This is a genomic window from Pseudomonas sp. B37(2017), from assembly GCF_002112885.1.
Lineage (GTDB): Bacteria > Pseudomonadota > Gammaproteobacteria > Pseudomonadales > Pseudomonadaceae > Aquipseudomonas > Aquipseudomonas paraglycinae.
This window is the reverse complement of record NZ_NEIX01000004.1, coordinates 387,226-409,630: the sequence shown is the minus strand read 5'-3', so window position 1 is coordinate 409,630 and position 22,405 is coordinate 387,226. Positions and strand designations below refer to the sequence as shown.

Annotated in this window: 19 protein-coding genes and 1 pseudogene; 8 read left to right on the top strand and 12 right to left on the bottom strand. The window is 60.5% G+C overall.

The genetic code is table 11. The features are described 5' to 3' along the window. Positions 1–67: 67 nt before the first annotated feature. The 7 genes from CAF90_RS13740 to CAF90_RS13710 all read right to left on the bottom strand — a co-directional run bounded on the left by CAF90_RS13740 (position 68) and on the right by CAF90_RS13710 (position 8,916). Positions 68–1,384 (bottom strand): OprD family porin, encoded by a 1,317-nt coding sequence (locus CAF90_RS13740; protein WP_085606915.1) that lies wholly within the window; start codon positions 1,382–1,384, stop codon positions 68–70. A gap of 197 nt (positions 1,385–1,581) precedes the next feature. Next, on the bottom strand, positions 1,582–1,803 hold the full coding sequence (locus tag CAF90_RS13735) for a hypothetical protein (RefSeq protein ID WP_085607035.1): 222 nt from the start codon (positions 1,801–1,803) through the stop codon (positions 1,582–1,584). 185 nt (positions 1,804–1,988) lie between these two features. Continuing rightward, complete coding sequence (locus CAF90_RS13730; protein ID WP_085606913.1) at positions 1,989–2,459, bottom strand: hypothetical protein; 471 nt, start codon at positions 2,457–2,459, stop codon at positions 1,989–1,991. A gap of 158 nt (positions 2,460–2,617) precedes the next feature. Further along, on the bottom strand, positions 2,618–3,982 hold the full coding sequence (locus tag CAF90_RS13725; protein WP_007956745.1) for a heavy metal sensor histidine kinase: 1,365 nt from the start codon (positions 3,980–3,982) through the stop codon (positions 2,618–2,620). After that, positions 3,972–4,649: a heavy metal response regulator transcription factor gene (locus CAF90_RS13720; RefSeq protein WP_053123617.1), complete on the bottom strand. Its 678-nt coding sequence runs from the start codon at positions 4,647–4,649 to the stop codon at positions 3,972–3,974. The genes CAF90_RS13725 and CAF90_RS13720 overlap by 11 nt, the downstream gene beginning before the upstream one ends. Before the next feature lie 8 nt (positions 4,650–4,657). Further along, positions 4,658–7,759, bottom strand: a complete 3,102-nt coding sequence (locus CAF90_RS13715) for a multidrug efflux RND transporter permease subunit (protein ID WP_085606911.1) — start codon at positions 7,757–7,759, stop codon at positions 4,658–4,660. Further along, positions 7,756–8,916: an efflux RND transporter periplasmic adaptor subunit gene (locus CAF90_RS13710; RefSeq protein ID WP_085606909.1), complete on the bottom strand. Its 1,161-nt coding sequence runs from the start codon at positions 8,914–8,916 to the stop codon at positions 7,756–7,758. The genes CAF90_RS13715 and CAF90_RS13710 overlap by 4 nt, the downstream gene beginning before the upstream one ends. A gap of 781 nt (positions 8,917–9,697) precedes the next feature. On the opposite strand from CAF90_RS13710, the gene CAF90_RS13705 reads away from it, so the two are divergent. From CAF90_RS13705 to CAF90_RS13700, 3 genes and pseudogenes are all read left to right on the top strand, one after another. Beyond that, entirely contained in the window at positions 9,698–9,925 is a 228-nt protein-coding gene (locus CAF90_RS13705) for a hypothetical protein (protein WP_039765632.1), read from the top strand. A 147-nt stretch (positions 9,926–10,072) separates the two neighbouring features. Then, positions 10,073–10,354, top strand: a pseudogene (locus CAF90_RS29890) (PAS domain-containing protein); the annotation flags it as partial. Between the two features lie 243 nt (positions 10,355–10,597). Further along, a complete protein-coding gene (locus tag CAF90_RS13700; protein WP_371915859.1) occupies positions 10,598–11,662 on the top strand; it encodes a methyl-accepting chemotaxis protein in 1,065 nt (354 codons plus the stop codon). On the opposite strand, the gene CAF90_RS13695 is transcribed toward CAF90_RS13700, so the two are convergent. From CAF90_RS13695 to norR, 5 genes are all read right to left on the bottom strand, one after another. Beyond that, positions 11,659–12,408: a YkgJ family cysteine cluster protein gene (locus tag CAF90_RS13695; protein WP_085606905.1), complete on the bottom strand. Its 750-nt coding sequence runs from the start codon at positions 12,406–12,408 to the stop codon at positions 11,659–11,661. The genes CAF90_RS13700 and CAF90_RS13695 overlap by 4 nt on opposite strands. An 87-nt stretch (positions 12,409–12,495) precedes the next feature. After that, positions 12,496–12,813 (bottom strand): hypothetical protein, encoded by a 318-nt coding sequence (locus CAF90_RS13690; protein ID WP_039765638.1) that lies wholly within the window; start codon positions 12,811–12,813, stop codon positions 12,496–12,498. 62 nt (positions 12,814–12,875) lie between these two features. Then, entirely contained in the window at positions 12,876–13,334 is a 459-nt protein-coding gene (locus tag CAF90_RS13685) for a GNAT family N-acetyltransferase (RefSeq protein ID WP_085606903.1), read from the bottom strand. Between the two features lie 27 nt (positions 13,335–13,361). Further along, positions 13,362–14,264, bottom strand: coding sequence for a chemotaxis protein CheV (locus CAF90_RS13680; RefSeq protein ID WP_007956731.1), 903 nt, complete (start codon positions 14,262–14,264; stop codon positions 13,362–13,364). 124 nt (positions 14,265–14,388) lie between these two features. Beyond that, a complete protein-coding gene (gene norR / locus CAF90_RS13675) occupies positions 14,389–15,942 on the bottom strand; it encodes a nitric oxide reductase transcriptional regulator NorR (RefSeq protein ID WP_085606901.1) in 1,554 nt (517 codons plus the stop codon). Between the two features lie 163 nt (positions 15,943–16,105). Here norR and hmpA point away from each other — a divergent pair, with 163 nt between their 5' ends. From hmpA to cyoB, 5 genes are all read left to right on the top strand, one after another. Beyond that, on the top strand, positions 16,106–17,287 hold the full coding sequence (gene hmpA / locus CAF90_RS13670; protein WP_085606899.1) for an NO-inducible flavohemoprotein: 1,182 nt from the start codon (positions 16,106–16,108) through the stop codon (positions 17,285–17,287). Positions 17,288–17,506: 219 nt separating this feature from the next. Beyond that, the gene (locus CAF90_RS13665) at positions 17,507–18,067 is read left to right on the top strand and encodes an ester cyclase (protein ID WP_011335845.1); all 561 of its coding nucleotides are present in this window, start codon (positions 17,507–17,509) and stop codon (positions 18,065–18,067) included. Between the two features lie 25 nt (positions 18,068–18,092). After that, on the top strand, positions 18,093–18,602 hold the full coding sequence (locus tag CAF90_RS13660; protein WP_085606897.1) for a disulfide bond formation protein B: 510 nt from the start codon (positions 18,093–18,095) through the stop codon (positions 18,600–18,602). A gap of 824 nt (positions 18,603–19,426) precedes the next feature. Further along, positions 19,427–20,368 (top strand): ubiquinol oxidase subunit II, encoded by a 942-nt coding sequence (cyoA, locus tag CAF90_RS13650; protein WP_085606895.1) that lies wholly within the window; start codon positions 19,427–19,429, stop codon positions 20,366–20,368. A gap of 3 nt (positions 20,369–20,371) precedes the next feature. Beyond that, positions 20,372–22,402 carry a cytochrome o ubiquinol oxidase subunit I gene (cyoB, locus tag CAF90_RS13645; protein WP_007956721.1) on the top strand — a complete coding sequence of 677 codons (2,031 nt, stop codon included), beginning with the start codon at positions 20,372–20,374 and terminating at the stop codon, positions 22,400–22,402. Positions 22,403–22,405 lie beyond the last annotated feature (3 nt).

Below are 22,405 nucleotides of genomic sequence, written 5' to 3'. Positions count from 1 at the left end.
CCGCTTCGCTGCCACAGGCAAGAAAAAGGCCAGCGCATCAGGCTGGCCTTTTACTGTAGCGCCGATCTTAGAAGACGTTGATCGGGTAGTCGATGATCACACGGTATTCATCTGTGTCCGTATCCAGCGCGCCGTAACCGTTGCCGCCACGATTGGTTGCCCATTGCAGGCGTACCGCGAGGTCTTTGGCCTGACCGCTCTGCACCACGTATTTGAGGTCAATGTCGCGCTCCCAGTGCTTGGCGTTGCGGCCTTCGGCGCTGTACCAAGAGGCGTAGCCTTTGCTGTCCGGATCGGCCTTGGTCAGGTCCAGTGTGCCGCGCGAGTAGGACAGCGACGAAGTCAGGCCCGGCAGGCCGACGCCGGCGAAGTCGTAGGCGTACTTGAGTTTCCACGAGCGCTCGTTCGGGCCGTTGAAGTCCGAGTATTGCTGCGAGTTGTCGAGGTAAACGCTGTCACCCTGGCTGATGTAATCGAACGGCGTGTTGCCGTTGACCCGCTGATACGCGGCGGTGACGCTGTGGCTGCCGATGCCGACAGTGAAATGCAGGCTGTAGGTGTTGTTGTCGATGTTGCCCAGCAGCGCGTCGCCGGTGTCCTGCGTGTGATAGAAGTGCAGGCCCGGGTTGAGGGTCACCCGATCGTTCAGCGCCCAGGTGTAGTCGAGGTCGTAGTAGTACTGGTTCCAGATGTCCTTCAGTTCGGAGGCATAGAGGCTGCTGGTCAGGCCTTCGACGCCGCTAAAGGCCACGCCGGCCCAGTTCAGGTGCTGGCTCTTGTCGCCGTCGGTGAGGCTGCCGTAAGAGGTGCCGATGCGTTTGTGGCCGCTCTGGTTGTAGGGCTTGGTGAAGCTGGCCTGGCCGCCTTCGATCATCCAGCCATCGAAGCTGTGATTGGTCAGGCTGATGCCGCGAAAGGTCTGCGGCAGCATGCGCGTCTCGCCACCGGCGATCACCGGGTTGGCGAGGAACAGGTCGCCGGCCTTCAGCTCGGTATCGAACGCACGCATCTTCAAGGTGCCGCCCGCCGTGGAGAACGAGCCCGGCGCTTTGCCGCTGCCGTCGCTGACCGGCAAGATGCTGGAGTTGTCGGTGCCGCCACCGCCATCAAGTTTGAGACCGAGCATGGCGTGGGCATCGATGCCGAAACCGACCATGCCTTCGGTGTAGCCCGACTCGAATTTGCCGAGGAAACCCTGGCCCCACTCGATGTTGTCATCCGTCTGCTGCAGACGGTTACGGTTCATGTAGTAGTTGCGGGCGTTGAGGTTGAGACTCGCGCCTTCGACGAAACCTTGTTGCTCGGCTTCGGCAGCGTGGGCGGCGGGGGCAATCGTTGCGGCAATTGCAATGAACAGCGGGGTGAAGCGAACTGGGTAACGCACGTGCGGTAAAGCTCCTTGGGGTCAACTGACACTTCAATGTCTTGAGGTGCGGGATGTTTCTAATTGTTAAAGACGAACCGGACAGCTTACAGACCACAACGAAAAAAGGCCGCTGAAAATCAGCGGCCTGCAAGGACGACGGTTGAACGGGAAGAGCCAAACAACCGCGTCGAGGGAAACGTTGCGCGGTGCGCGACTCAGCTGTCTTTCTCTGAAGCCTGAGTCTGGGAAGTGGCGGCCTGAGGGGCTTGCGTGGCGTCTTGAGCCTTGGCCATCACTTCTGCCTGATGCTGTTCGAATGCGTGAGCGCGAGCGGCGTTTTGCGCTACGAACGTCTGGGATTCTTCAGCCATCGCCATTGGCGACAGGATCAATGAGGACAAAACGAAAGCGCTGGCAATACCCATACTGTTGGACATCTTGAAAACCTTCTTGCTTGGCAAGTGCTGTTTGGTGCGGGCAAAGATAAGGATCCTGGCCATGGGGAAACAGAGCCAATTCATGAAAGGACTTTTGTTTGATTGGTAACAGTCAGGACGAAAAACAAGGAATAGCTGCAGAGAACGCCACGAACTCAACGACTAGTCGTGGCGCCTATCGAAGCTCAATAAATTGACTTCTCTGTCTCATCTCGGATGTCGAATTCTGCAGTGAACTTGCGTGAGGCTCCACCCATTGGGATATGGGCCTCTAACGATCCTTGAGCATGGCCTAGGTTCGCATCGAACAGTTTCAAGGTGAGCGATCCGCTGTCAGCGGGAATAGATGTTCGTTGACTGTCCAGTTGAGTGAAGCGTCCGACCCGGATGATGTCCGGCCACGTTTCAGTGAGTGAATGAGTACCTGTCGTTAACGTCGGGGGGAAATCAATTTGCATACCGATAAAATAAGCACGACCGTCACTTGGGTCAGGATTTTTGAGCTCTAACTTGGCATCAAGGGTAATACCTTTGTTACCTGTAGGGGACTGTCGATAGGTGACGTCGGCCGTATCAATTTTTCCATCGTAGTCTTCCGTTGTTCTTAGAAAGCCTATCGAGCTCACGTTTGAGTTGTCTGTAGCATTGCTGCTCATCCTGACCTCCAGGTCATTCAATGAAACGCGGCAAATACCGGCGTGGTATTCGTCTGTTCATTTGATGAGGTGAGCGGAGCACCGTCTACTGTCAGAAATTACAGGTGGGACCACTTTTGGGCTTTAAACTGACCGGTGGTAACGCCGGGTCAGTGGCATCAGACCGGCAAATGGATCCCGAAAGTGTTCATCCCGCGATCACTGCGCACAAACACATCCCCCCCATGCATCAGCGCAATCGCCTTGACGATCGCCAGCCCCAATCCGTGATTGTTGCCGCTGTTGCTGCGTGAAGCATCCACCCGGTAGAAGCGCTCGAACAAGCGCGGCAAATGCTCACTGGCAATCGGCGAACCGGGGTTGGCCACGCCGATGCTGACCTGATGGTCCTCGACCGCGATCTGCACTTCGATCACCTGTCCCGGCGCCGTGTGCTGCACCGCGTTGCTCAGCAGATTGATCAAAGCCCGGCGCAGATGGGCGATTTCGATCTGCACCTGCGCATCGCCGCTTACCCGCACCTGGACCTGCGCGTCTTCGAGGATGAAGTCGAGGTATTCGAGGGTGGTCGCCACCTCATCGGCCAGCGAGGTCGAGGTCAGTTTGGTGGCCTTGCTGCCCTGATCGGCGCTGGCCAGGAACAGCATGTCGTTGATGATCGAACGCAGGCGTTCCAGTTCTTCGAGGTTGGATTGCAGCACTTCGAAATAATGCTCGGCAGAGCGTCCGCGAGTGAGGGCGACCTGGGTCTGGCCGATCAGGTTGGTCAACGGCGAGCGCAGCTCATGGGCGACGTCGGCGTTGAAGGATTCCAGCCGTGAGTACGCTTGTTCAACCCGCTCCAGCGTCGAGTTGAACGAGTCGACGAACTGCTCCAGTTCCGGCGGCAACGGCGACAGACGCAGTCGCCCGGCACGCAACGGCGGCGCCAGACGCTGGGCTTCGTGGGACAGTTTGATCAACGGCTTGAGGCCAATCCGCGCCACCCAGTAACCCAAGGCCGATGCCAGCAGCACGCCGATCACCGCCAGACTCACCAGCGCGATCAGCAACTGATGCTGGGTCTGGTGAAAGGTCTCGGTGTCGATGCCGATCATGAAGCGCAGCGGGGGGCGTTGATCCTTGGCCGGCAGTTCGGTCAGCAACACTTTCAGCGGGTAGGGATGGTCGGGCAGTTGCAGATCGCGCATGCCCAGCGGGCCTTGGGCAAACGCGCGGATCAAGGCATCCGGCTCGCCAAATTCGTACCCCGGATTGCCGCTGACCACCCAGAAACGGATGCGCTTGTCTTCTTCGCCGAGCAGCTTGAGCTTGGCGTTGATCTTCACCCAATGCTCGGGGGTGCCATAGCGGTTGAGCGCCGATTCCAGAACGCTGTAACGCGCATCGAGCTCCGCTTCCGGCAACAGGCCGAGGCCTTTGTCCACCTGTTGATAGAGCGCGCCGCCAATCAACAGGAACACCAGCAGCGCCACCAGCGTGAACATCCCGCTCAAGCGCAGGGCGATGGAGTTACTGGACACCACGGCTCTCCAGCACATAACCCATGCCACGGATGGTGTGCAGCAGTTTTTCGTCGAACGGCCCGTCGAGCTTGGCTCGCAGGCGCTTGATCGCGACTTCGACCACGTTGGCGTCGCTGTCGAAATTGATGTCCCAGACCATCTCGGCAATCGCGGTTTTCGAGAGGATTTCGCCCTGACGTCGGGCCAAAACGCTGAGCAGCGAAAACTCCTTCGCGGTCAGATCCAGCCGGGTGCCGGCGCGGGTGGCTTTGCGGCTGATCAGATCGATCCACAGGTCGGCGATGCTCACTTGTACCGGTTCATGGCCGCCACTGCGCCGGGTCAGCGCTTGCAGGCGCGCCACCAGTTCGAGGAAGGAAAACGGTTTGCCGAGGTAATCGTCGGCGCCATCGCGCAGGCCTCGGATCCGGTCTTCGACCCGCTCGCGGGCGGTGAGCATGATTACCGGTGTCTGCTTGCGCGCACGCAACGCGCGCAGCACACCGAAGCCATCGAGGCCCGGCAACATCACGTCGAGGACGATCACCGCGTAGTCGCTTTCCAGCGCCAGATGCAGGCCCTCGATGCCGTCGCGGGCCAGATCCACGGTGTAACCCTGTTCCGTCAGGCCGCGGTGCAGGTAGTCCGCGGTTTTCTCTTCGTCTTCGATAATCAGAACGCGCATGACCCGCCTCAGTCTGTCGTTGCCAGCGCCGCGATGGGCGCAGGTTTGGGCTTGTGGAACAGCCGCTCAAGCCACAAGTATATGACCGGCGTGGTGAACAGCGTCAGCATCTGGCTGACCAGCAGCCCGCCCACCACCGCGATCCCCAATGGCTGGCGCAGTTCGGCGCCGGTGCCGTAGCCGAGCATCAGCGGCAGGGCGCCGAGCAGGGCGGCGAGGGTGGTCATGATGATCGGCCGGAACCGCGTGATACACGCTTCGAAAATCGCATCCTGCGGCGACAGCCCGCGATGGCGCTGCGCTTCAAGCGCGAAGTCGATCATCAGGATGCCGTTCTTCTTCACGATACCGATCAGCAGCACCAGCCCGATCAGCGCCATGATCGAAAAGTCCTGGCCGCAGATCCACAGCATGATCACCGCGCCGAGACCCGCCGCCGGCAAGGTCGAGATGATGGTCAGCGGATGGACGAAACTCTCGTAGAGCACGCCAAGGATGATGTACACCGCCACCAGCGCAGCGAGAATCAGCCACGGCTGACTTTTCAGCGAGCTCTGGAACGCTTGGGCCGCGCCCTGGAAGTTGCCGCTGATCGCGGTCGGCATGCCGATCTCGGCCTTGGCCTGATTCAACAGAATCACCGCGTCGCCCAGCGCCACGCCGGGCGCCAGGTTGAACGACAGGTTGGCGGCCGGGAACATGCCGTCGTGGGCGATGGACAGCGGGCCGATGGTCGGCGCGTCGAATCGGGCCAGCGCCGACAGCGGCACCATTTCTCCGCTCAGCGGTGAGCGCAGGTAGAAGTAGTTGAGGCTTTCGGCCTTGCCGCGCTGTTTGGTGTCCAGCTCCAGGATCACGTTGTACTGGTTGACCTGGGTCTGGAACTCGTTGATCTGGCGCTGGCCGAAGGCGTCGTACAGCGCCTCGTCGACATCACTCGCCGTCAGGCCGAAACGCGCGGCGGCGCTGCGGTCGATGCTGATGTGAGTGATGCTGCCGCCCAGTTGCAGGTCGTTGGAGATATCACGGAACGCCGGGATGCTGCGCAGCTTTTCGGTGAGTTTCTGGGTCCAGGTGGCGAGGGTCGGCCCGTCGTTGCTCTTGAGCACGTATTGATACTGCGCACGGCTCGGGCCGGAGCTGAGGTTGATGTCCTGGCCGGCGCGCAGGTAAAGCACGATGCCGGGGACTTTCATCAGTTGCGGACGAATGCGGTCGATGAACTGGCTGGCCGAAACATCGCGGTCACCGCGTTTTTTTAGGGCGATCCAGAAGCGGCCGTTGGCGATGGTCTGGTTGCTGCCGGATACTCCGACCGAATGGGAAAACGCCTGGACAGCCGGGTCGGCGGCGACGATTTCGGCCATTGCCAGGTGTTTTTTCACCATGTCGCTGTAGGAGATATCGGCGGCGGCTTCGGTGGTGCCGAGGACGAAACCGGTGTCCTGTACCGGGAAGAAACCCTTGGGGATAAACACGTAGCCGCCAATCGCCAGCGCGACGGAAATACCGAACACGCCGATCATCAGTTTCTGGTGGGCGAGAGCGCGGCGCAGGCCTTTTTCGTACCAGCCGAGCAGCCGTTCGCTGAAGCCCGGTTTGTCATGGGCGTGATGCACCGGTTTGCGCATGAACAGCGCTGCCAGCGTCGGCGCCAGTGTCAGGGATACCACCACGGAAATCATGATGGTCGAGGTGGCCGTCAGGGCGAATTCCTTGAACAAACGCCCGACTACGCCGCCCATGAACAGCAGCGGAATGAACGCCGCCACCAGCGAGAAACTGATCGACACCACGGTGAAACCGATCTCGCCGGCGCCCTTGATCGCGGCGTCGCGCATGCTGTCGCCGGCCTCCAGATGGCGGTGAATGTTTTCCACCACCACGATCGCATCGTCGACCACGAAACCTACCGCCACGACGATGGCCACCAGCGTCAGGTTGTTCAGACTGAAGCCGAGTAAATACATCAGCGCGAAACTGGCAGTCAGCGACACGCCGAGCACCGCCGAGACAATCATCGTCGCCGACAGCTGGCGCAGGAACAGCGCCATCACCGCCACCACCAGCAGGATCGCGATCAGCAGGGTGATTTCCACTTCATGCAGCGAGGCGCGGATGGTCTGGGTGCGGTCGATCAGGGTTTTGACCTGCACCGACGCCGGCAGCATGGCTTCGAGGCCAGGCAGGGCGGCCTGAATCCGATCCACGGTTTCGACGATGTTGGCGCCGGGCTGGCGGGAGATCACCAGGTTCACGCCCGGCCGATCACCGGCCCACGCCTGCACGTAGGCATCTTCCGAACCGTTGACGACTTTCGCCACATCCTTGAGGTGAACCGGGGCGCCGTCCTTGTAGGAAACGATGAGCTGGCTGTATTCCTCGGGATGAAACAACTGGTCGTTGGTCGACAGCGTGGAAATGCTCGAGTCGCCATACAGCGCACCTTTGGCGAGGTTGAGGCTGGTCTGCTGGATCGCCACACGAATATCGGCGAGGGTCAGACCGATGGCCGCCAGTTTGTCCGCCGAAGCTTGAACGCGGATTGCCGGACGTTGCTGACCGGTGATGTTGATCTGGCCCACGCCGTCGATCTGACTGATCTGACGGGCAAGGAGGGTTTCCACCAGATCGCTGAGTTCGGTGCCGGGCATTTGCGTGGAGCTGACGCTGAGGATAAGCACCGGGCTGTCGGCCGGGTTGACCTTCTTCCAGGTCGGCAGGGTCGGCATGTCTTTCGGCAGTTTGCCGGCGGCGGTGTTGATCGCGGCCTGCACTTCCTGGGCGGCGGTGTCGATGCTCTTGTCGAGGGTGAATTGCAGGGTCAGCAGGCTGGAGCCCAGCGCACTGCTGGAGGTCATCTGGGTCATGCCGGGGATGGCGCTGAATTGCACCTCCAGCGGCGTGGCCACGGACGAAGCCATGGTGTCCGGGCTGGCACCGGGCAACTGCGCGGAGACCTGGATCGTAGGAAATTCCGCTTCCGGCAGTGGGGCAATCGGCAGGCGCGGGAAGGCAATCACCCCGACCAGTACCAGCGCGATGGTCAGCAGAATCGTCGCCACCGGGTGATCGATGCACCAGGTCGAAACGCCTTTGTGCTGCTTCATGGCTTGGGCTCCGCTTGCACCACCTGCGGCGGTTCGCTCATGACCTGCACGGTCGAACCGGGCTTGAGCCGCGACTGGCCATCACTGACCAGTACGTCGCCGGGCTTCACGCCCTTGATGATGTCCTGGCCGCTGCCCTGATAAACCATCTGCACCTGCACGGCTTCAACCTTGTCGCCGTTGACCCGGTACACGAAGTGTTGATCCAGACCTCGCTGTACGACGGTAGGCGGGACCACCAGCGCATCTTTATCCAGCGCCGTCTGAATCTTTACCGTCACCAGCAGGCCGGGCCAGAGCTTCTGGTTCGGGTTGTCGAATTCGGCCTTGGCGCGGATGGTGCCGGTGTTGGCGTTGATCTGGTTGTCGATCAGGGTCAGGTGACCTTCGCCGAGCAGGTTGCCGGTTTCGCCGTCGGTGTCGGCGCCGATGTAGGCCTTGACCTGTGCGCGCTGCGGGTCGCTGATCAGGCCTTGCAGGGTCGGCAGCATTTGCTGGGGCAGGGAAAACTCGACGGCGATCGGGTCGATCTGGGTCACGGTGAACAGACCCTGGGTGTCGGTCATGCGCAGGAAGTTGCCTTCGTCGACCGTGCGAATCCCGACGCGACCGGTGACCGGGGAGCGAATCTGGGTGTAGGAAAGTTGTACCTGTGCTGCGTCAATCGAAGCCTGATTGCCTTGGGCGGTGGCCTTGAGCTGGTTGACCAGTGCCTGTTGCTGGTCGTAGGTCTGCTTGGAGACGCCGTCGTCGACGCTGAGCAGTTTGTAGCGCTTGAGGTTGACCAGCGCCACTTGCAGTTGTGCCTGGCTTTCGCCCAGTTGCGCCCGGGCCTGGTCGAGGCTGGCGCGGATCGAGCGGTCGTCGATGGTGGCGAGCAGGTCGCCCTGTTTTACCAGCTGACCTTCCTTGACCAGGAGTTTGGTGAGGATGCCGTCGATCTGTGGGCGCACCACGACGCTGTGCAGCGAGAGGACCGAGCCGATGCCGCTGGTGTAGCGGGGGACGTCTTTTTCGCTGACGGCGACGACTCGCACCGGGATGGCGGTGGGGGCGGCGAGTTTGGCCGGGGCGGGTTTCAGGGTGAACCACAGGGCCCCGGCTGCGACGGCGATCAGCAGGATAGCGAGCAGGGCTTTTTTCTTCTGGGTTTGCATGCTTGTGGGGCGCCAGGGGGACGGGGTTTGGGCAGGTTTTGTCTTTATAAACTTGTTTGGGGGTCAGGAGGGTGACGGCTAGCTGTCGCGGCTGTCAGTTTTCTTGGGTGTATATCCGTTGCTGCGGTAACGGCCGCTTATGGTTCCGCCCTTACGGCGGGTCACTTTGGCAAACGCCCCAAAGTAACCAAAGGTCTGGGCCCCTGCGTTCGGCGCCTCGCTGTGGCTCGGCGTTCCTTCGTTGCGGGATTCATCCGGGGGCATCGCCTACGGTTTGCTTCGCTGCACCTCCTCTCGATGCATGCGGCTGCGCCGCACGGTCGCTGCGCTCCCACCCCCGGATAAATCCCTCCACTCAGCCTTCCGATGGGGCCGGCACGTCAAGAGCGGTACTCGAGCTAACGCTCATTGTGTTGAGTGGTGGGAAGCGAGAAGCGAGAAGCGGAAAGCGGAAAGCGGAAAGCGGAAAGCGGAAAGCGGAAAGCGGAAAGCGGAAAGCGGAAAGCGACTGCTTACTGCTTGATCGTTCCCACGCTCCGCGTGGGAATGCAGCCCGGGACGCTCCGCGTTCCATTTTCGGATGTTTGGAAATGTGTTGGGTGTACCGTTTGTTGCTGTAGTGCTTTTGGGTTGATCGGGAGAGGTGGTCCGTTAGTCGACCTATCCCAAAAAGGCCCTGGTCGTATCCTTTTGGGGACTCTTTAAACTCCACGCACGCAGGTATACTGCGCGCTTTCGCGGCTCGTCCACCGGGCCGGACTTTTTGCTTTGCGGAGCTTTCATGACTTCCCCAATCGACAACGCTGTGAGCGATGTCCCGGCAGAGCTGGCCGAGGCCGGCGAATCCAAGCCGACCATTCCTGCGTTCAAGTTTCCGTTCAAGCCAGGTGAGCTGGCGGCTGCCAAAGCGGCGAAGCAGCCGCAGTTCAAGGGCAAGGACGGTGATCGTCACGCCAAGATTCCGGGTGTGGCGCCGTCGGGCACTCGCCGTTCGATGGGCAAGCGCTGATTCATTCCCGCCTCGGCCGTCGCTGTGATTTTCGGTCACAGTGATGGCTAATTGCTCAGTTCCTGAGCCAGATCAACGTTTAACCAGTTAGTGCGCTTAGAGTCAGCAGCCCTGCCGACTCTTTCCAATAAAACGAGCGCGCTTTCCATGAAGATCAATCTCCCGGTGACCGGGCGCAATGTCGATGTTGCGCCGGATGCGAACATTCTCTCGACCACCGATCTGACCAGCGCGATCACCTACGCCAACGACGATTTCATCAAGATCAGCGGTTACAGCCGCGACGAGCTGCTGGGTGCGCCGCACAATTTGCTGCGCCATCCGGACATGCCCGCGCAGGCGTTTGCCCATATGTGGCAGACGCTCAAGCGCGGGCGGTCGTGGATGGGGCTGGTGAAGAATCGTTGCAAGAACGGCGATCACTACTGGGTCAGTGCCTATGTCACGCCGGTCACGCAGAACGGTGCGGCGGTGGAATATCAGTCGGTGCGCACGCGGCCGGATGCGCGGCAGATTGCGGCGGCGGAGCGGGCGTATGCGCAGTTGCGCGAGGGGCGGGTGGCGCGGTGGCAGCGGCTGCCGAGCCTGAGTTTGCGGGCGAAGATCATGGCGTTGACCAGTTCGGTGCTGGCGGTGGTGCTAGGGATTGAAGCCTGGCTGCGGCCGGAGTCCATGGGTATCGAAGCTGCTGTGCTGGTGGCCGGCAGTGGTGCGTGTGCGCTGGGCGTGGGTTGGTTATTGCGTCCGCTGGAACGTCTGACCGAGCGTGCGCGTGTGATTGCCGACAACCCGTTGAGTCAGGGCATTTATACCGGGCGGCGGGATCAGTTCGGGCAGATCGAGTTTGCGTTGCAGATGCTCGAAGCGCAGGTCGGCGCGGTGGTGGGGCGGATTGGTGATGCGTCGCAACGGCTGGCCGGGCATGCGGCGCAGTTGGTGGATCATTTGCACAGCAGTCACACCAGCACGCTGGCGCAGCAGGCGGAAACCGATCAGGTGGCGGCGGCGATTCATCAGATGGCGGCCAGTGTGGCCGAGGTCGCCAGCCATGCGCAGCAGGCGTCGGTGGCGGCGGATATGGCGGGGACGGAAACCCGTGAAGGTCATCTGCTGGTGGGCGAGAGCCGCAGCGCGGTGTTGCGGCTGGCCGAGGAGTTGGGGCGGGCGACCGAGGTGATTCATCAGCTCGAAGGTCATAGCAGCGAGATTTCCGGGGTGCTGGAGGTGATTCGCAGCATCGCCGAGCAGACCAATCTGCTGGCGCTCAACGCTGCGATCGAAGCGGCGCGGGCCGGGGATGCGGGGCGTGGGTTTGCGGTGGTGGCCGATGAGGTGCGGGGTCTGGCTCAGCGCACCCAGCAGTCGACCAATGAGATTCAACGGATGATCAGCACCCTGCAAAACGGCGCGCGGGATGCGGTGCTGGTGATGCAGCAGAGCAGCGAGCATGTGGATAACAGCGTCGAGCAGGCGCAGCGCGCGGCTCGGGCACTGGACGGGATCAGCGGACGGGTCGAGCAGATTACCGAGATGAGTCTGCAGATTGCCGCAGCGGTTGAAGAACAGAGCGCGGTGAGCGAGGACATCAATCGTAACATCGTCAGTATTCGCACGGCCTGTGAATTGACGGTGGATGAGGGGCGGCAGAGCCAGCTCAACTCACAGGATGTGGCGGGGCTGGCGGGGGATTTACGTTCGCTGGCGCGGGAGTTCTGGGGGCGGCGGCAGGGCGCTTAGGCCGCCCGCAGTGAGATGAATGCGTAGGTCTGCGGCGGCTCGGACACCACTTGTGCCCCGGCCGCCCGCACTTGTCCGGCGATGTCGTCGCCGGAGACATGAAACAGCCATTCGCTGGAAGCTTCGCTCAATGGCTGCGCCGTGACCTGATCGATCACCGAGGCAAACGCGCCCATGTCCGGCAGGTACGCGGTGAATCCGTCGCCCTTGAGCGCGGTGGTGCGGATGCCGAGCAAGCCGCAGATCGCATCCTTGATCCGGATGTCATCGCGATCCGCTTGACGCGAGCGCTGGATCAGCGTCACCAGTTCCTGATCCACCAGTTCACCGCCGACGATCAGGTCCGGCCCTTGCTCCCACGACTCCGGCGGGCAGTCCTTGGCGGCGGGGTTGAGCGGGATGTGCGGATTGATTTCGGCGGGATAGATGCGGCACACCAGCGGCCGGCGTTCGTAGATGCGGCACAGCTTGTCTTCGTCAAGATTCCGGCAGGGGCCGACGTTGTAGGCAGCGAAAGTGATTGCCACATGGGCGTCGGACATTCCGCTGCGCACCACCGCCGAACGCCGCTGCGCATGTTCGCGCTGCTGTTGCGGCAGGCCCAGGCCGTTGGCAAGAAACGCCTCCACCAGCACGATCACCTGACCGCCGTCAGCCGCCCACATGCGGGCTTCGGCCAGGGTCAGGGGCACATGGTGATCGGTGCAGCATTTGCCGCAACCTACGCAGGAAAAGGTGGTATTCATTGAGCGGGCAATCTTCAATCAGGGTATGAATCGGCGACATAAAGCCGCCGTACAGGCCCGGAGTGAAGCAAGTTGTGCGCCATTCGCTCAGGGTTTGGCGGTCGGGCGGATCGAGTCCCATTCGGTGACGAACGCGGTTTTCGACTTTTTGTTGTACAGGCACAGCTCGGTGCCTTGCTGGCCCTTCATGTGTTTTTGCGGGTATTGGCCTTGCAGCAACAGCGCGGTGTAGCCGACGCGGTCATCGAATTGCGCGGCGTTGCCGACCGGTTTGGCGTTTTTCAGGCCGCTGGCCTTGGTGCAGCTGGCGAGCACGGCTTTGTCGTAGGCCGCCCAGGCATCGGGGCTGGAGGCGTGGGCCAACGGGGCAATGAGGCAAAGCACGGAGAGGGCGAGGCGTTTCATGGTTCGGGCATCCTTGGAGGTTTGATCGCCAAGTTTGGAGTATGCCGCAGGATTTAAGTTTGTCAGTCCGGCACCAGTTCCCGGCGAACCACATACATTCCAGACATTTCGTACAAGCGCTGCGCTCGCTGATTGCTCTCCAGCACCTTCAGGTCGACAAATCCTTCGCGTCGATCCTGAAACGCCTTGAATGCATGAAGCAGCAAAGCCCGACCCAATCCACGTCCTTGGGCGCGAGGATGCACCACCAGGTTCTTGATGTAGGAACTGGTCCAGCATTGCGCCACGCCGATGACGCCGTCGGCATCGCTGGCGATGAAACACAGTGCCGGATCGTATTCCGGATCGTTTTCAAACTGCTGTTGCCAGACGTCCAGCGCCGGCACCCGACCACCGCCTTCGCGGTAACCGATTTGCATCAGTTCATGCACGTCGGACGCGCGTTCGGCGCTGTAGGTGGTGAGTTCGATGCCGTTCGGCCATTCGATGGCCGGCACGTCCTGGCTCAGGTCGCGCCGCATCAGGAAGCAAAACGTCTCGCTCAAGACTCAGTGGCCCTGGGCCGCGACGAATTTGGCCGCTTCGATCAGGCAATGGGTCAGCTCTGGCGAGGAGAACTTGGTCAGCACGCCGTTGGCGCCGGCGAGGCGGGCCTTTTCGCTGTTCATCGCGCTGTCCAGCGAGGTGTGCAGCAGCACGTAGAGGTGGGCGAAGTCCGGCGTCTCGCGCAGGGTGCGGGTGAAGGCGTAGCCGTCCATCTCGGACATTTCGATGTCGGAGACGATCAGGTTGATCTGCTGCGCCGTGCCTTGCAGGTCCAGCAGGCAGTCAATGGCTTCCTTGGCGCTGCGGGCGGTGTGGCATTGCAGGCCGAGGTTGCGCAGGGTGTGCACCGATTGCTGCAGCGCCACCTGACTGTCGTCGACCACCAGAATCCGTGCGTTGCCCAGCACTTCGGCGTCTTCCATGCTCAGCTCGGTCGGGGCCATTTCGATCTGCGCCGGGGCGATGCCGTGGATGACTTTTTCGATGTCCAGCACCTGCACCAGCGTGCCGTCCACCGAGGTCACGCCGGTGATGTAGGCGCGCGAACCGCCGGAACCGAACGGCGGCGGTTTGATGTCGGTGGTCAGGCAATGCACGATCTTGCTCACCGCCTGCACGTGCAGGCCCTGTTTCGAACGGCTGACGTCGGTGACGATCAGGCAGCCGCCGTTCGGATCTTCCAGCGGACGCTCGCCGATGGCGCGGCTCAAGTCGATCACCGACAGCGAAGCACCGCGCAAAGTGGCGATGCCTTTGACGTGCGGGTGCGACTCCGGCAGTTTGGTCAGCGGCGGGCAGGGGATGATTTCACTGACCTTCAGCAGGTTGATCGCCATCAGCTTGCCGCTGCGCAAGGTAAACAGCAGAAGCGAAAGTGAATCTGCGCGGGCTTTGTTGGAAGACATAAAAACCTTCTGTGGAAAAAGGTGAGCGGCGATCGCACGGATCGCCAGCAGGTATTGATGCCGGGTTATCGACTTGTAACCGGCAGGCTTTAGGGATTCCGGCGCCAATCCGACGGCGGGACTTTTATTTCATCCCCAACCGCTTGGCCATCCGCGCCAGATTCGCCCGGTCCAGCCCCAGTTCACGGGCGGCACTGGCCCAGTTGTCCTGATTGCGCTCAAGCGCCGCGCTGATCAAATGCCGCTGATACTGCTCGGTGGCGGTGCGCAGGTCACCGCTGATCAATGGCAGGGCGGCAGTCGCTTCGGACGGCACCGACGAGTTATCCACAACCTCGCGCGGCAGATCGAGATCCAGCGCACTGAGGCTGAGAATCTTCGGCCGCACCTTGCAGTTGCCCAGCGCTTTCAGTGCGCTGCGTCCGATCAAGTGTTCCAGTTCCCGCACGTTGCCCGGCCAGGTGTAGGCCAGCAGTGCTTCCTGGGCGTCGCTGTTCAGGCGCAGGCTGTTGAGGCCCATGCGCGAGCGGTTCTGTTCCAGGAAGTAACCGCTGAGCAACAACACATCGCGCCCCCGGTCACGCAGCGCCGGCACCCGCAACGGGTACACGCTGAGGCGATGGTAAAAGTCGGCGCGGTAGCGGCCGCTGCGCACTTCTTCGGCCAGGTCGCGGTTGGTCGCGGCGATCAGGCGCACGTCGACCTGATGTTCCTTGTCCGAACCCAGACGCTGCAACTGGCCGCTCTGCAAAACCCGCAACAGCTTGGCCTGGACGGTCAGCGACAACTCGCCGACTTCATCGAGAAACAGCGTGCCGCCGTTGGCCAGTTCGAACTTGCCGCGTCGGTCGCTGGTGGCGCCGGTGAAGGCGCCGCGCACGTGGCCGAACAGTTCGCTTTCCACCAGGGTGTCCGGCAGGGCCGCGCAGTTGAGGCTGATGATCGGTTTGTCGGCGCGCTTGGAGGCAGCGTGAATGGCCTGGGCCACCAGTTCCTTGCCGACCCCGGTTTCCCCGGTGATCAGCACGGTCAGGTCGCTGCCGCCCACCAGATTGATTTCTTCCACCAGCCGTTTGTGGGCCTTGCTCTGGCCGATCATTTCTCGGTTCTGCTGTCCGCTGGCCTGGCGATAAACCTCAGCTCGCTGGTGTTCATCCTCGGCGCGGATGGCCAGGCGCTCGATGCGTTCGGCGGCGTTCACCGTGGCCGAAGCGAGGCTGGCGAAGGCTTGCAAGGCGTCGAGTTCGATCGGCTCGAAACGCTCCGGATCGAGTGCGTCGAGGGTAATCAGACCCCAAAGCTTTTCATCGACGAACAACGGACAGCCGAGGCAGTCGTGAACTTCAAGATGATCGTCGAGGCCGTCGACCAGTCCGTCATATGGATCGGGCAGATCGCTGTCGGCGGCAAAACGGGTCGGCCCTTCGCCGGCCAGCAGCACTTCGAAACGCGGGTGTTCGCTGACCTTGAAGCGTCGACCAAGAGTGTCGGTGCTCAAGCCATCCACCGCCAGCGGCACCAGCCACTCACCGTCGAGGCGCAGCAGTGCGGCGGCATCGCAGGGCAGCAGGGCGCGCATGGCTTCGAGCAGGCGTCGGTAGCGTTCGCCTTCGGGCAGTTCGCGGGACAGGTCAGAGACCAGTGGGAGCAGGGCGGTGAGCAATGATTTGGCGGACATGGGCTTGTAGTCAAAGAGACGCGTTGTAGTCGAAGCGACTATAGAGGTGCTTGTGTCGATCTGACTACATAATTTTCAAGCTATTGATTTATATAGAAAAAATAGTTGGCACGAATACTGGAATGGATAAGGCACTTTTAGAGAAAGCTCAGGAGTCACCCTTATGCTTAGCGTCCAGGATCGTGCCATCGTCAAATCCACTGTGCCTCTGCTGGAAAGCGGCGGTGAAGCGCTGATCACCCATTTCTACCGCATGATGCTTTCCGAGTACCCGGAAGTCCGCCCGCTGTTCAACCAGGCCCACCAGGCCAGCGGTGACCAGCCCCGCGCCCTGGCAAACGGCGTATTGATGTACGCCCGTCACATCGATCAACTCGACCAGTTGGGCGATCTGGTGGCGAAGATCATCAACAAGCACGTGGCGTTGCAGATCCTGCCGGAACACTACCCGATCGTCGGCACCTGCCTGCTGCGTGCCATTTCCGAAGTGCTCGGCGAAGAAATCGCCACGCCAGAAGTGATGAGCGCCTGGGGCGCAGCCTACGGTCAACTGGCCGATATCCTGATCGGCGCCGAAACCGCCATCTATGACCAGAAAGAGCAAGCCGTCGGTGGCTGGCGCGGGGCGCGGGAATTCATCGTCGCGGACAAGGTCGAGGAGAGCGCGGAAATCATTTCGTTCTACTTCGAGCCAGCAGACAAGGGCCCGATTCTCGCAGCCAAACCAGGCCAGTACATCGGCATGAAGTTGATCCTCGACGGCGAAGAAATCCGCCGCAACTACTCGCTGTCGGCTCTGGCCAACAAAGGCCAGTACCGCATCAGCGTCAAGCGCGAACCGGGCGGCCGAGCCTCCAATTACCTGCACGATCAACTGCACGTCGGCGCCAGCATTCAGCTGTTCCCGCCATCGGGCGAATTCACCCTGACTGCCAGCGACAAACCGTTGGTGCTGATCAGCGGCGGCGTCGGCATCACTCCGACGCTGGCGATGCTGGAAGCGGCGCTGGAAACCGAGCGTCCGGTGTACTTCATCCACAGTGCGCGCAACGGCAGCGTGCATGCGTTCCGTGACTGGATCGATGGTCTGGCCGCGCGTCATCCGCAACTCAAACGCTTCTATTGCTACGCCGAAGATGACGGCGTGAGCCCGGCGGCGGACAAGGTCGGGTTGTTGAGCGAGGAACAACTGGGCGAGTGGCTGCCGGCGGAGCGTGATGTGGACGCCTACTTCCTTGGGCCGAAAGGTTTCATGGGAGCGATCAAGCGTCACCTGAAGGCACTGGGTGTGCCGGAGAAGCAGAGCCGGTATGAGTTCTTCGGGCCGGCTGCTGCTCTGGAATAATCCGGAACCGAGTCGCCTTCAATCGCGAGCAAGCTCGCTCCCACAGGATTTGTGTGCGACACAGATCCAATGTGGGAGCGAGCTTGCTCGCGAAAGGGGCCGGCGCGGCCCTGATTCTTAAATTCTGTTTAAAGGTTAATCGTTTCTTAACCGGTTTATCGTTTATTCCCCGATGCTGATGATAGGCGCTCGTTCGTTTACATGATCAGGATCGCCCCCATGTCGCACTTCGCCTCTTCCCGTCGTTTCAGCCTGGCCACTTTGGGCCTGTCGGTTGCCTTGTTGTCCAGTCCGTTCGCGTTCGCCGAATCCGCCTTGATCGAACCCCAGACCCTGATCGTCGATCAGAGCCTGCCCAAGGCCCAGCGTGATGCGATGGAACTGGCGGCGCGGCGTTACGGCAGTTTCTGGAACACGGGCGAAGAGGCGTTGGCCACCGCCGCCCTGTCGCCGCAGTTCGTCGACAAGACCCCGCCGGAAGGCCGGGTGCAAGGGCCGACAGGGCCGTTGCTGGCGTCGAAGTTCTTTCGTACGGCGGTGCCGGATTTGAGTTGCGAGATCGAGCAAATGATCGTCGCCGGGGATCGCGTGGTGGTGCATCTGCACTTTCGCGGGCATTTCACCGGCACGTTCAAGGCTCTCAAAGGGCAGGGCCAGCGTGTAGACTTCCGGGCAACCGATATCTATCAGATCGACAACGGTCGCATCGCGGCCAATTGGCATATCGAAGACAACATCAGCCTGATGGCGCAACTGCAAGCGCAGCCGCCGGCCAGCTGAACCATGGACATGAAAGGGAAACGCGATGAGCGAGGAAACGATTCGATTGGGACGTGAGCGGCGCTATCTGGTGTTGCTGGGCATCATCTGCCTGGCGCTGATCGGCGGCGCGCTGTACATGCAGATCGTGCTGGGCGAGGCGCCGTGCCCGCTGTGCATCCTGCAGCGTTATGCGTTGCTGCTGATCGCGCTGTTCGCGTTCATCGGCGCGGCCATGCGCACCCGACGCAGCATCACGGTGTTCGAGGTTCTGGTGGTGATTTGTGCCATCGCCGGGGCCGCTGTCGCCGGGCATCACGTGTACACCCAGTTCTATCCGGCGGTGAGCTGCGGCATCGATGTGTTGCAGCCGATCGTCGATGACCTGCCGCTGGCGAAGATCTTCCCGCTGGGCTTCCAGGTCGACGGTTTCTGCTCGACGCCGTACCCGCCGATCCTCGGCCTGTCGCTGGCACAATGGGCACTGGTGGCCTTCGTGCTGGTGGTGATCCTGGTGCCGCTGCTGACCTCGCGTAACCGAAAAGCGTTGCGCTGAATCAACTTTTCGGCGCGTGCGCCGATAAAACAAACGCCTCGATTTGCGGTGACGCAGATCGAGGCGTTTTGCATTTCAGGGTCTGTGTGAAAACACCGTGACGAACGGCAAGGAAGGGTGCGACAGGTGTGCGACATGTTGTCACACAGGCCGTGTCGCAGCTCGTTTCACAGGCCCGGATTGGAGTGCTGTTACAAAAAAGGATTGGTCTGTTTCAGCGTTTTTCGGTTTTTGCACGCGTGTGCCGGATCAGGCAGTTTTAACAGACTCGGGCAGATGGCCAAAAGCCTTGGCATATCGGGCTTTGCGCGGATCGCGCCGTGGGAAAAAGCCCTCGGAGCTGTCTGAACTGAGGCCGATAGACCTACATTTTTTGGTGTTTTTGTTGAGAATCGATTTCGATAACATGCGGAACTTTTGCAAAAACGGTGATGGATTGTTGCTCAGAGCGATAAAAATTATTTCGGGATAAGACATGGTGTATAGGGCGCTACCTATCTACAATCGCCCGCACTGAATTCCCGGCACTGTTCAGCCTTTATTAAGGAGGCGAGCAGGAAGTCGGGTGTCGAGCAGCCGAGAGGCTTGCGAGACACCCAGGTGTCGGTGCCTTCCAACTTTCCGCACCAAATGGAATTGGTCTGTAACAAGGCCTTTGACCACGAATTCGAATAAGAACTGACCGCTGTCCCAGGTTTTGTCGAGCGTCTGACGCGCGACGGGCGGCCCTTATTCAATCCAAAGAAAATGCCAACCCTTGGCAGGGTGAAGTGTTGGCGATCAAAACCCAACTGCATTGCGCAAGCTGCTTTAGAGGTCGTGAGATGAGTAAAAACAGGTACCCCAGATTACTAGGCCTAGTGCCGCTGCTCGGCACGTTGTTGCTGGGAGGCTGCAACATGACCTTGCTCAATCCAACGGGCCAGGTCGGCCTGGAACAGCGCAACCTGATCATCACCGCCACGCTGCTGATGCTGTTGGTCGTTGTGCCGGTCATCGTCATGACCTTCCTGTTCGCCTGGAAGTACCGCGCCTCCAACAAGAACGCCGTCTACACCCCGAAATGGTCGCACTCGACCAAGATCGAAGTGGCAGTCTGGACCATTCCGGTCCTGATCATCATTGCCCTGGGTTACATCACCTACAAGTCGACCCACTCGCTGGATCCGTATCGTCCGATCGAATCCGACGTCAAGCCTGTGACCATCGAAGTGGTCGCGCTGGACTGGAAGTGGCTGTTCATCTACCCGGAACAAGGCATCGCCACGGTCAACAAGATCGTGTTCCCGGCGCACACGCCAGTTAACTTCCGGATCACTTCGGACGCGGTGATGAACTCGTTCTTCATCCCGGGCCTGGGCGGCCAGATCTACGCGATGGCGGGCATGACCACCAAGCTGCACCTGATCGCTGACCGCAACGCTGAAATGGACGGTATCTCCGCCAACTACAGCGGCGCTGGTTTCACCGGTATGAAATTCAAAGCGATCGCAACTTCTCAGGAAGATTTCGACGCCTGGGTAAGTGAAGTCAAAAAGGCACCTAAACAGCTTGAACCAGCTGAATACGCAGCCCTTGCCAAGCCAAGCCAGAACAATCCAGTCGAGCTCTACTCCTCGGTCACGCCGAACCTGTTCCAGACCATCGTCGACAAGTACGAAGGCATGAAACCGGGCAAGCCGCTGAAGCACGAGAAGAAAGAGAAAGAAGTGGCGGCAACGGATATGGACTCGAATTCGCATTCAGCTGCCGGGGCAGAGGAGTAAACGATGTTTGGTAAATTAAGTTGGGAAGCGATCCCTTTCCACGAGCCGATCGTGATGGTCACCATCTCGATGATCGCGCTCGGTGGTCTGGCGTTGTTCGCTGCAATCACCTACTTCAAGAAGTGGACTTACCTGTGGACCGAGTGGCTGACGTCGGTCGACCACAAGAAAATCGGCGTGATGTACATCATCGTCGCCATGGTCATGCTGCTGCGCGGTTTTGCCGACGCCATCATGATGCGTACCCAGCTGGCCATGGCCACCGAGGGTTCGCCTGGCTACCTGCCACCTGAACACTATGACCAGATCTTCACCGCTCACGGTGTGATCATGATCATCTTCATGGCGATGCCATTCTTCACCGGCCTGATGAACCTTGCAGTGCCGCTGCAGATCGGCGCGCGTGACGTTGCGTTCCCGTTCCTGAACTCTCTGAGCTTCTGGCTGCTGGTGTCCGGCGTCGTGCTGATCAACCTGTCCCTGGGCGTCGGCGAATTCGCCAAGACCGGCTGGGTTGCCTATCCACCGCTGTCGGGTCTGCAATACAGCCCTGGCGTGGGGATGGACTACTACATCTGGGCGCTACAGCTATCGGGTCTGGGTACAACGTTAACGGGGGTTAACTTCCTCGCGACCGTGCTGAAAATGCGTACCCCTGGCATGAAACTGATGGACATGCCGATCTTCACCTGGACCTGCACCTGGGCAAACGTTCTGATCGTGGCTTCGTTCCCGATCCTGACCGCTACCCTGGCACTGCTGACCCTTGACCGTTACATGGATTTCCACATTTTCACCAATGAACTTGGTGGCAATCCAATGATGTACGTCAACCTGTTCTGGGCATGGGGCCACCCTGAGGTTTACATCCTGATCCTGCCGGCGTTCGGCATTTTCTCGGAAGTCATCTCGGCCTTCACCGGCAAGAAACTGTTCGGCCACCACTCGATGATCTACGCCTCGGGCGCGATCTCGGTACTGGGCTTCATGGTTTGGCTGCACCATTTCTTCACCATGGGTTCGGGTGCCAGCGTCAACGCCTTCTTCGGTCTGGCGACGATGCTGATTTCCATCCCGACGGGTGTGAAACTGTTCAACTGGCTGTTCACCATCTACCAGGGCCGTCTGCGCTTCACCAGCCAGGTTCTGTGGACCCTGGGCTTCATGGTGACCTTCGCCATCGGCGGCATGACCGGCGTACTGCTGGCCATCCCGGGTGCTGACTTCGTTCTGCACAACAGCCTGTTCGTGATCGCTCACTTCCACAACGTGATCATCGGCGGCGCGGTATTCGGCTACATCGCAGGCTTCGGCTTCTACTTCCCGAAAGCGTTCGGCTTCAAGCTGCACGAAGGCTGGGGTAAAGCAGCGTTCTGGTTCTGGATCTCTGGCTTCTTCGTCGCGTTCATGCCGCTCTACGCTCTGGGCTTCATGGGCATGACCCGTCGTCTGAACGCCACCACCAACCCTGAGTGGGTACCGTACCTGTACGTTGCCATGTTTGGTGCGGTGATGATCGCTGTGGGTATCGCCTGCCAGCTGATCCAGCTGTACGTGTCGGTGCGTGACCGCAACAAGCCAGAAAACATGTGCGAACACGGTGACCCGTGGAATGCCCATACCCTGGAATGGTCGACCTCGTCGCCACCTCCGTTCTACAACTTCGCTGTACTGCCAAAAGCAGACTGCATCGATCCGTTCACCGAGGCCAAGGAAAACGGTACCGCGTACAAGGCTCCAGCCAAGTACGAACCGATCCACATGCCGAACAACACCGCCACTGGCGTGGTGATGGGCGCACTGCTGACCGTGTTCGGTTTCGCGATGATCTGGCACATCTGGTGGTTGGCGATCGCCAGCCTGGCCGGCACTGTCATCTACTTCGTGATCCACGCAGCACGTGACGATCAGGGCTACATGGTGCCGGTTGAAACAATCGAGCGCATCGAAGCCGAGCAGCACAAGCGTCTGGTAGCGGCCGGGAAGATCCCTGCTTCCGCAACCCGTGTTGAAACCAAGTTGGAACAGGCTTAAACA

Coding starts and splice junctions, on each gene's coding strand:
- CAF90_RS13690 (WP_039765638.1), bottom strand. CDS start 12,813: ATGAAACGCCTCGCCCTCTCCGTGCTTTGCCTCATTGCCCCGTTGGCC.
- norR (WP_085606901.1), bottom strand. CDS start 15,942: ATGTCCGCCAAATCATTGCTCACCGCCCTGCTCCCACTGGTCTCTGAC.
- CAF90_RS13665 (WP_011335845.1), top strand. CDS start 17,507: ATGTCGCACTTCGCCTCTTCCCGTCGTTTCAGCCTGGCCACTTTGGGC.
- cyoB (WP_007956721.1), top strand. CDS start 20,372: ATGTTTGGTAAATTAAGTTGGGAAGCGATCCCTTTCCACGAGCCGATC.
- CAF90_RS13730 (WP_085606913.1), bottom strand. CDS start 2,459: ATGAGCAGCAATGCTACAGACAACTCAAACGTGAGCTCGATAGGCTTT.
- cyoA (WP_085606895.1), top strand. CDS start 19,427: ATGAGTAAAAACAGGTACCCCAGATTACTAGGCCTAGTGCCGCTGCTC.
- hmpA (WP_085606899.1), top strand. CDS start 16,106: ATGCTTAGCGTCCAGGATCGTGCCATCGTCAAATCCACTGTGCCTCTG.
- CAF90_RS13700 (WP_371915859.1), top strand. CDS start 10,598: ATGGGTATCGAAGCTGCTGTGCTGGTGGCCGGCAGTGGTGCGTGTGCG.
- CAF90_RS13710 (WP_085606909.1), bottom strand. CDS start 8,916: ATGCAAACCCAGAAGAAAAAAGCCCTGCTCGCTATCCTGCTGATCGCC.
- CAF90_RS13680 (WP_007956731.1), bottom strand. CDS start 14,264: ATGTCTTCCAACAAAGCCCGCGCAGATTCACTTTCGCTTCTGCTGTTT.
- CAF90_RS13695 (WP_085606905.1), bottom strand. CDS start 12,408: ATGAATACCACCTTTTCCTGCGTAGGTTGCGGCAAATGCTGCACCGAT.
- CAF90_RS13720 (WP_053123617.1), bottom strand. CDS start 4,649: ATGCGCGTTCTGATTATCGAAGACGAAGAGAAAACCGCGGACTACCTG.
- CAF90_RS13705 (WP_039765632.1), top strand. CDS start 9,698: ATGACTTCCCCAATCGACAACGCTGTGAGCGATGTCCCGGCAGAGCTG.
- CAF90_RS13715 (WP_085606911.1), bottom strand. CDS start 7,759: ATGAAGCAGCACAAAGGCGTTTCGACCTGGTGCATCGATCACCCGGTG.
- CAF90_RS13660 (WP_085606897.1), top strand. CDS start 18,093: ATGAGCGAGGAAACGATTCGATTGGGACGTGAGCGGCGCTATCTGGTG.
- CAF90_RS13735 (WP_085607035.1), bottom strand. CDS start 1,803: ATGTCCAACAGTATGGGTATTGCCAGCGCTTTCGTTTTGTCCTCATTG.
- CAF90_RS13685 (WP_085606903.1), bottom strand. CDS start 13,334: ATGCGGCGCGACCTGAGCCAGGACGTGCCGGCCATCGAATGGCCGAAC.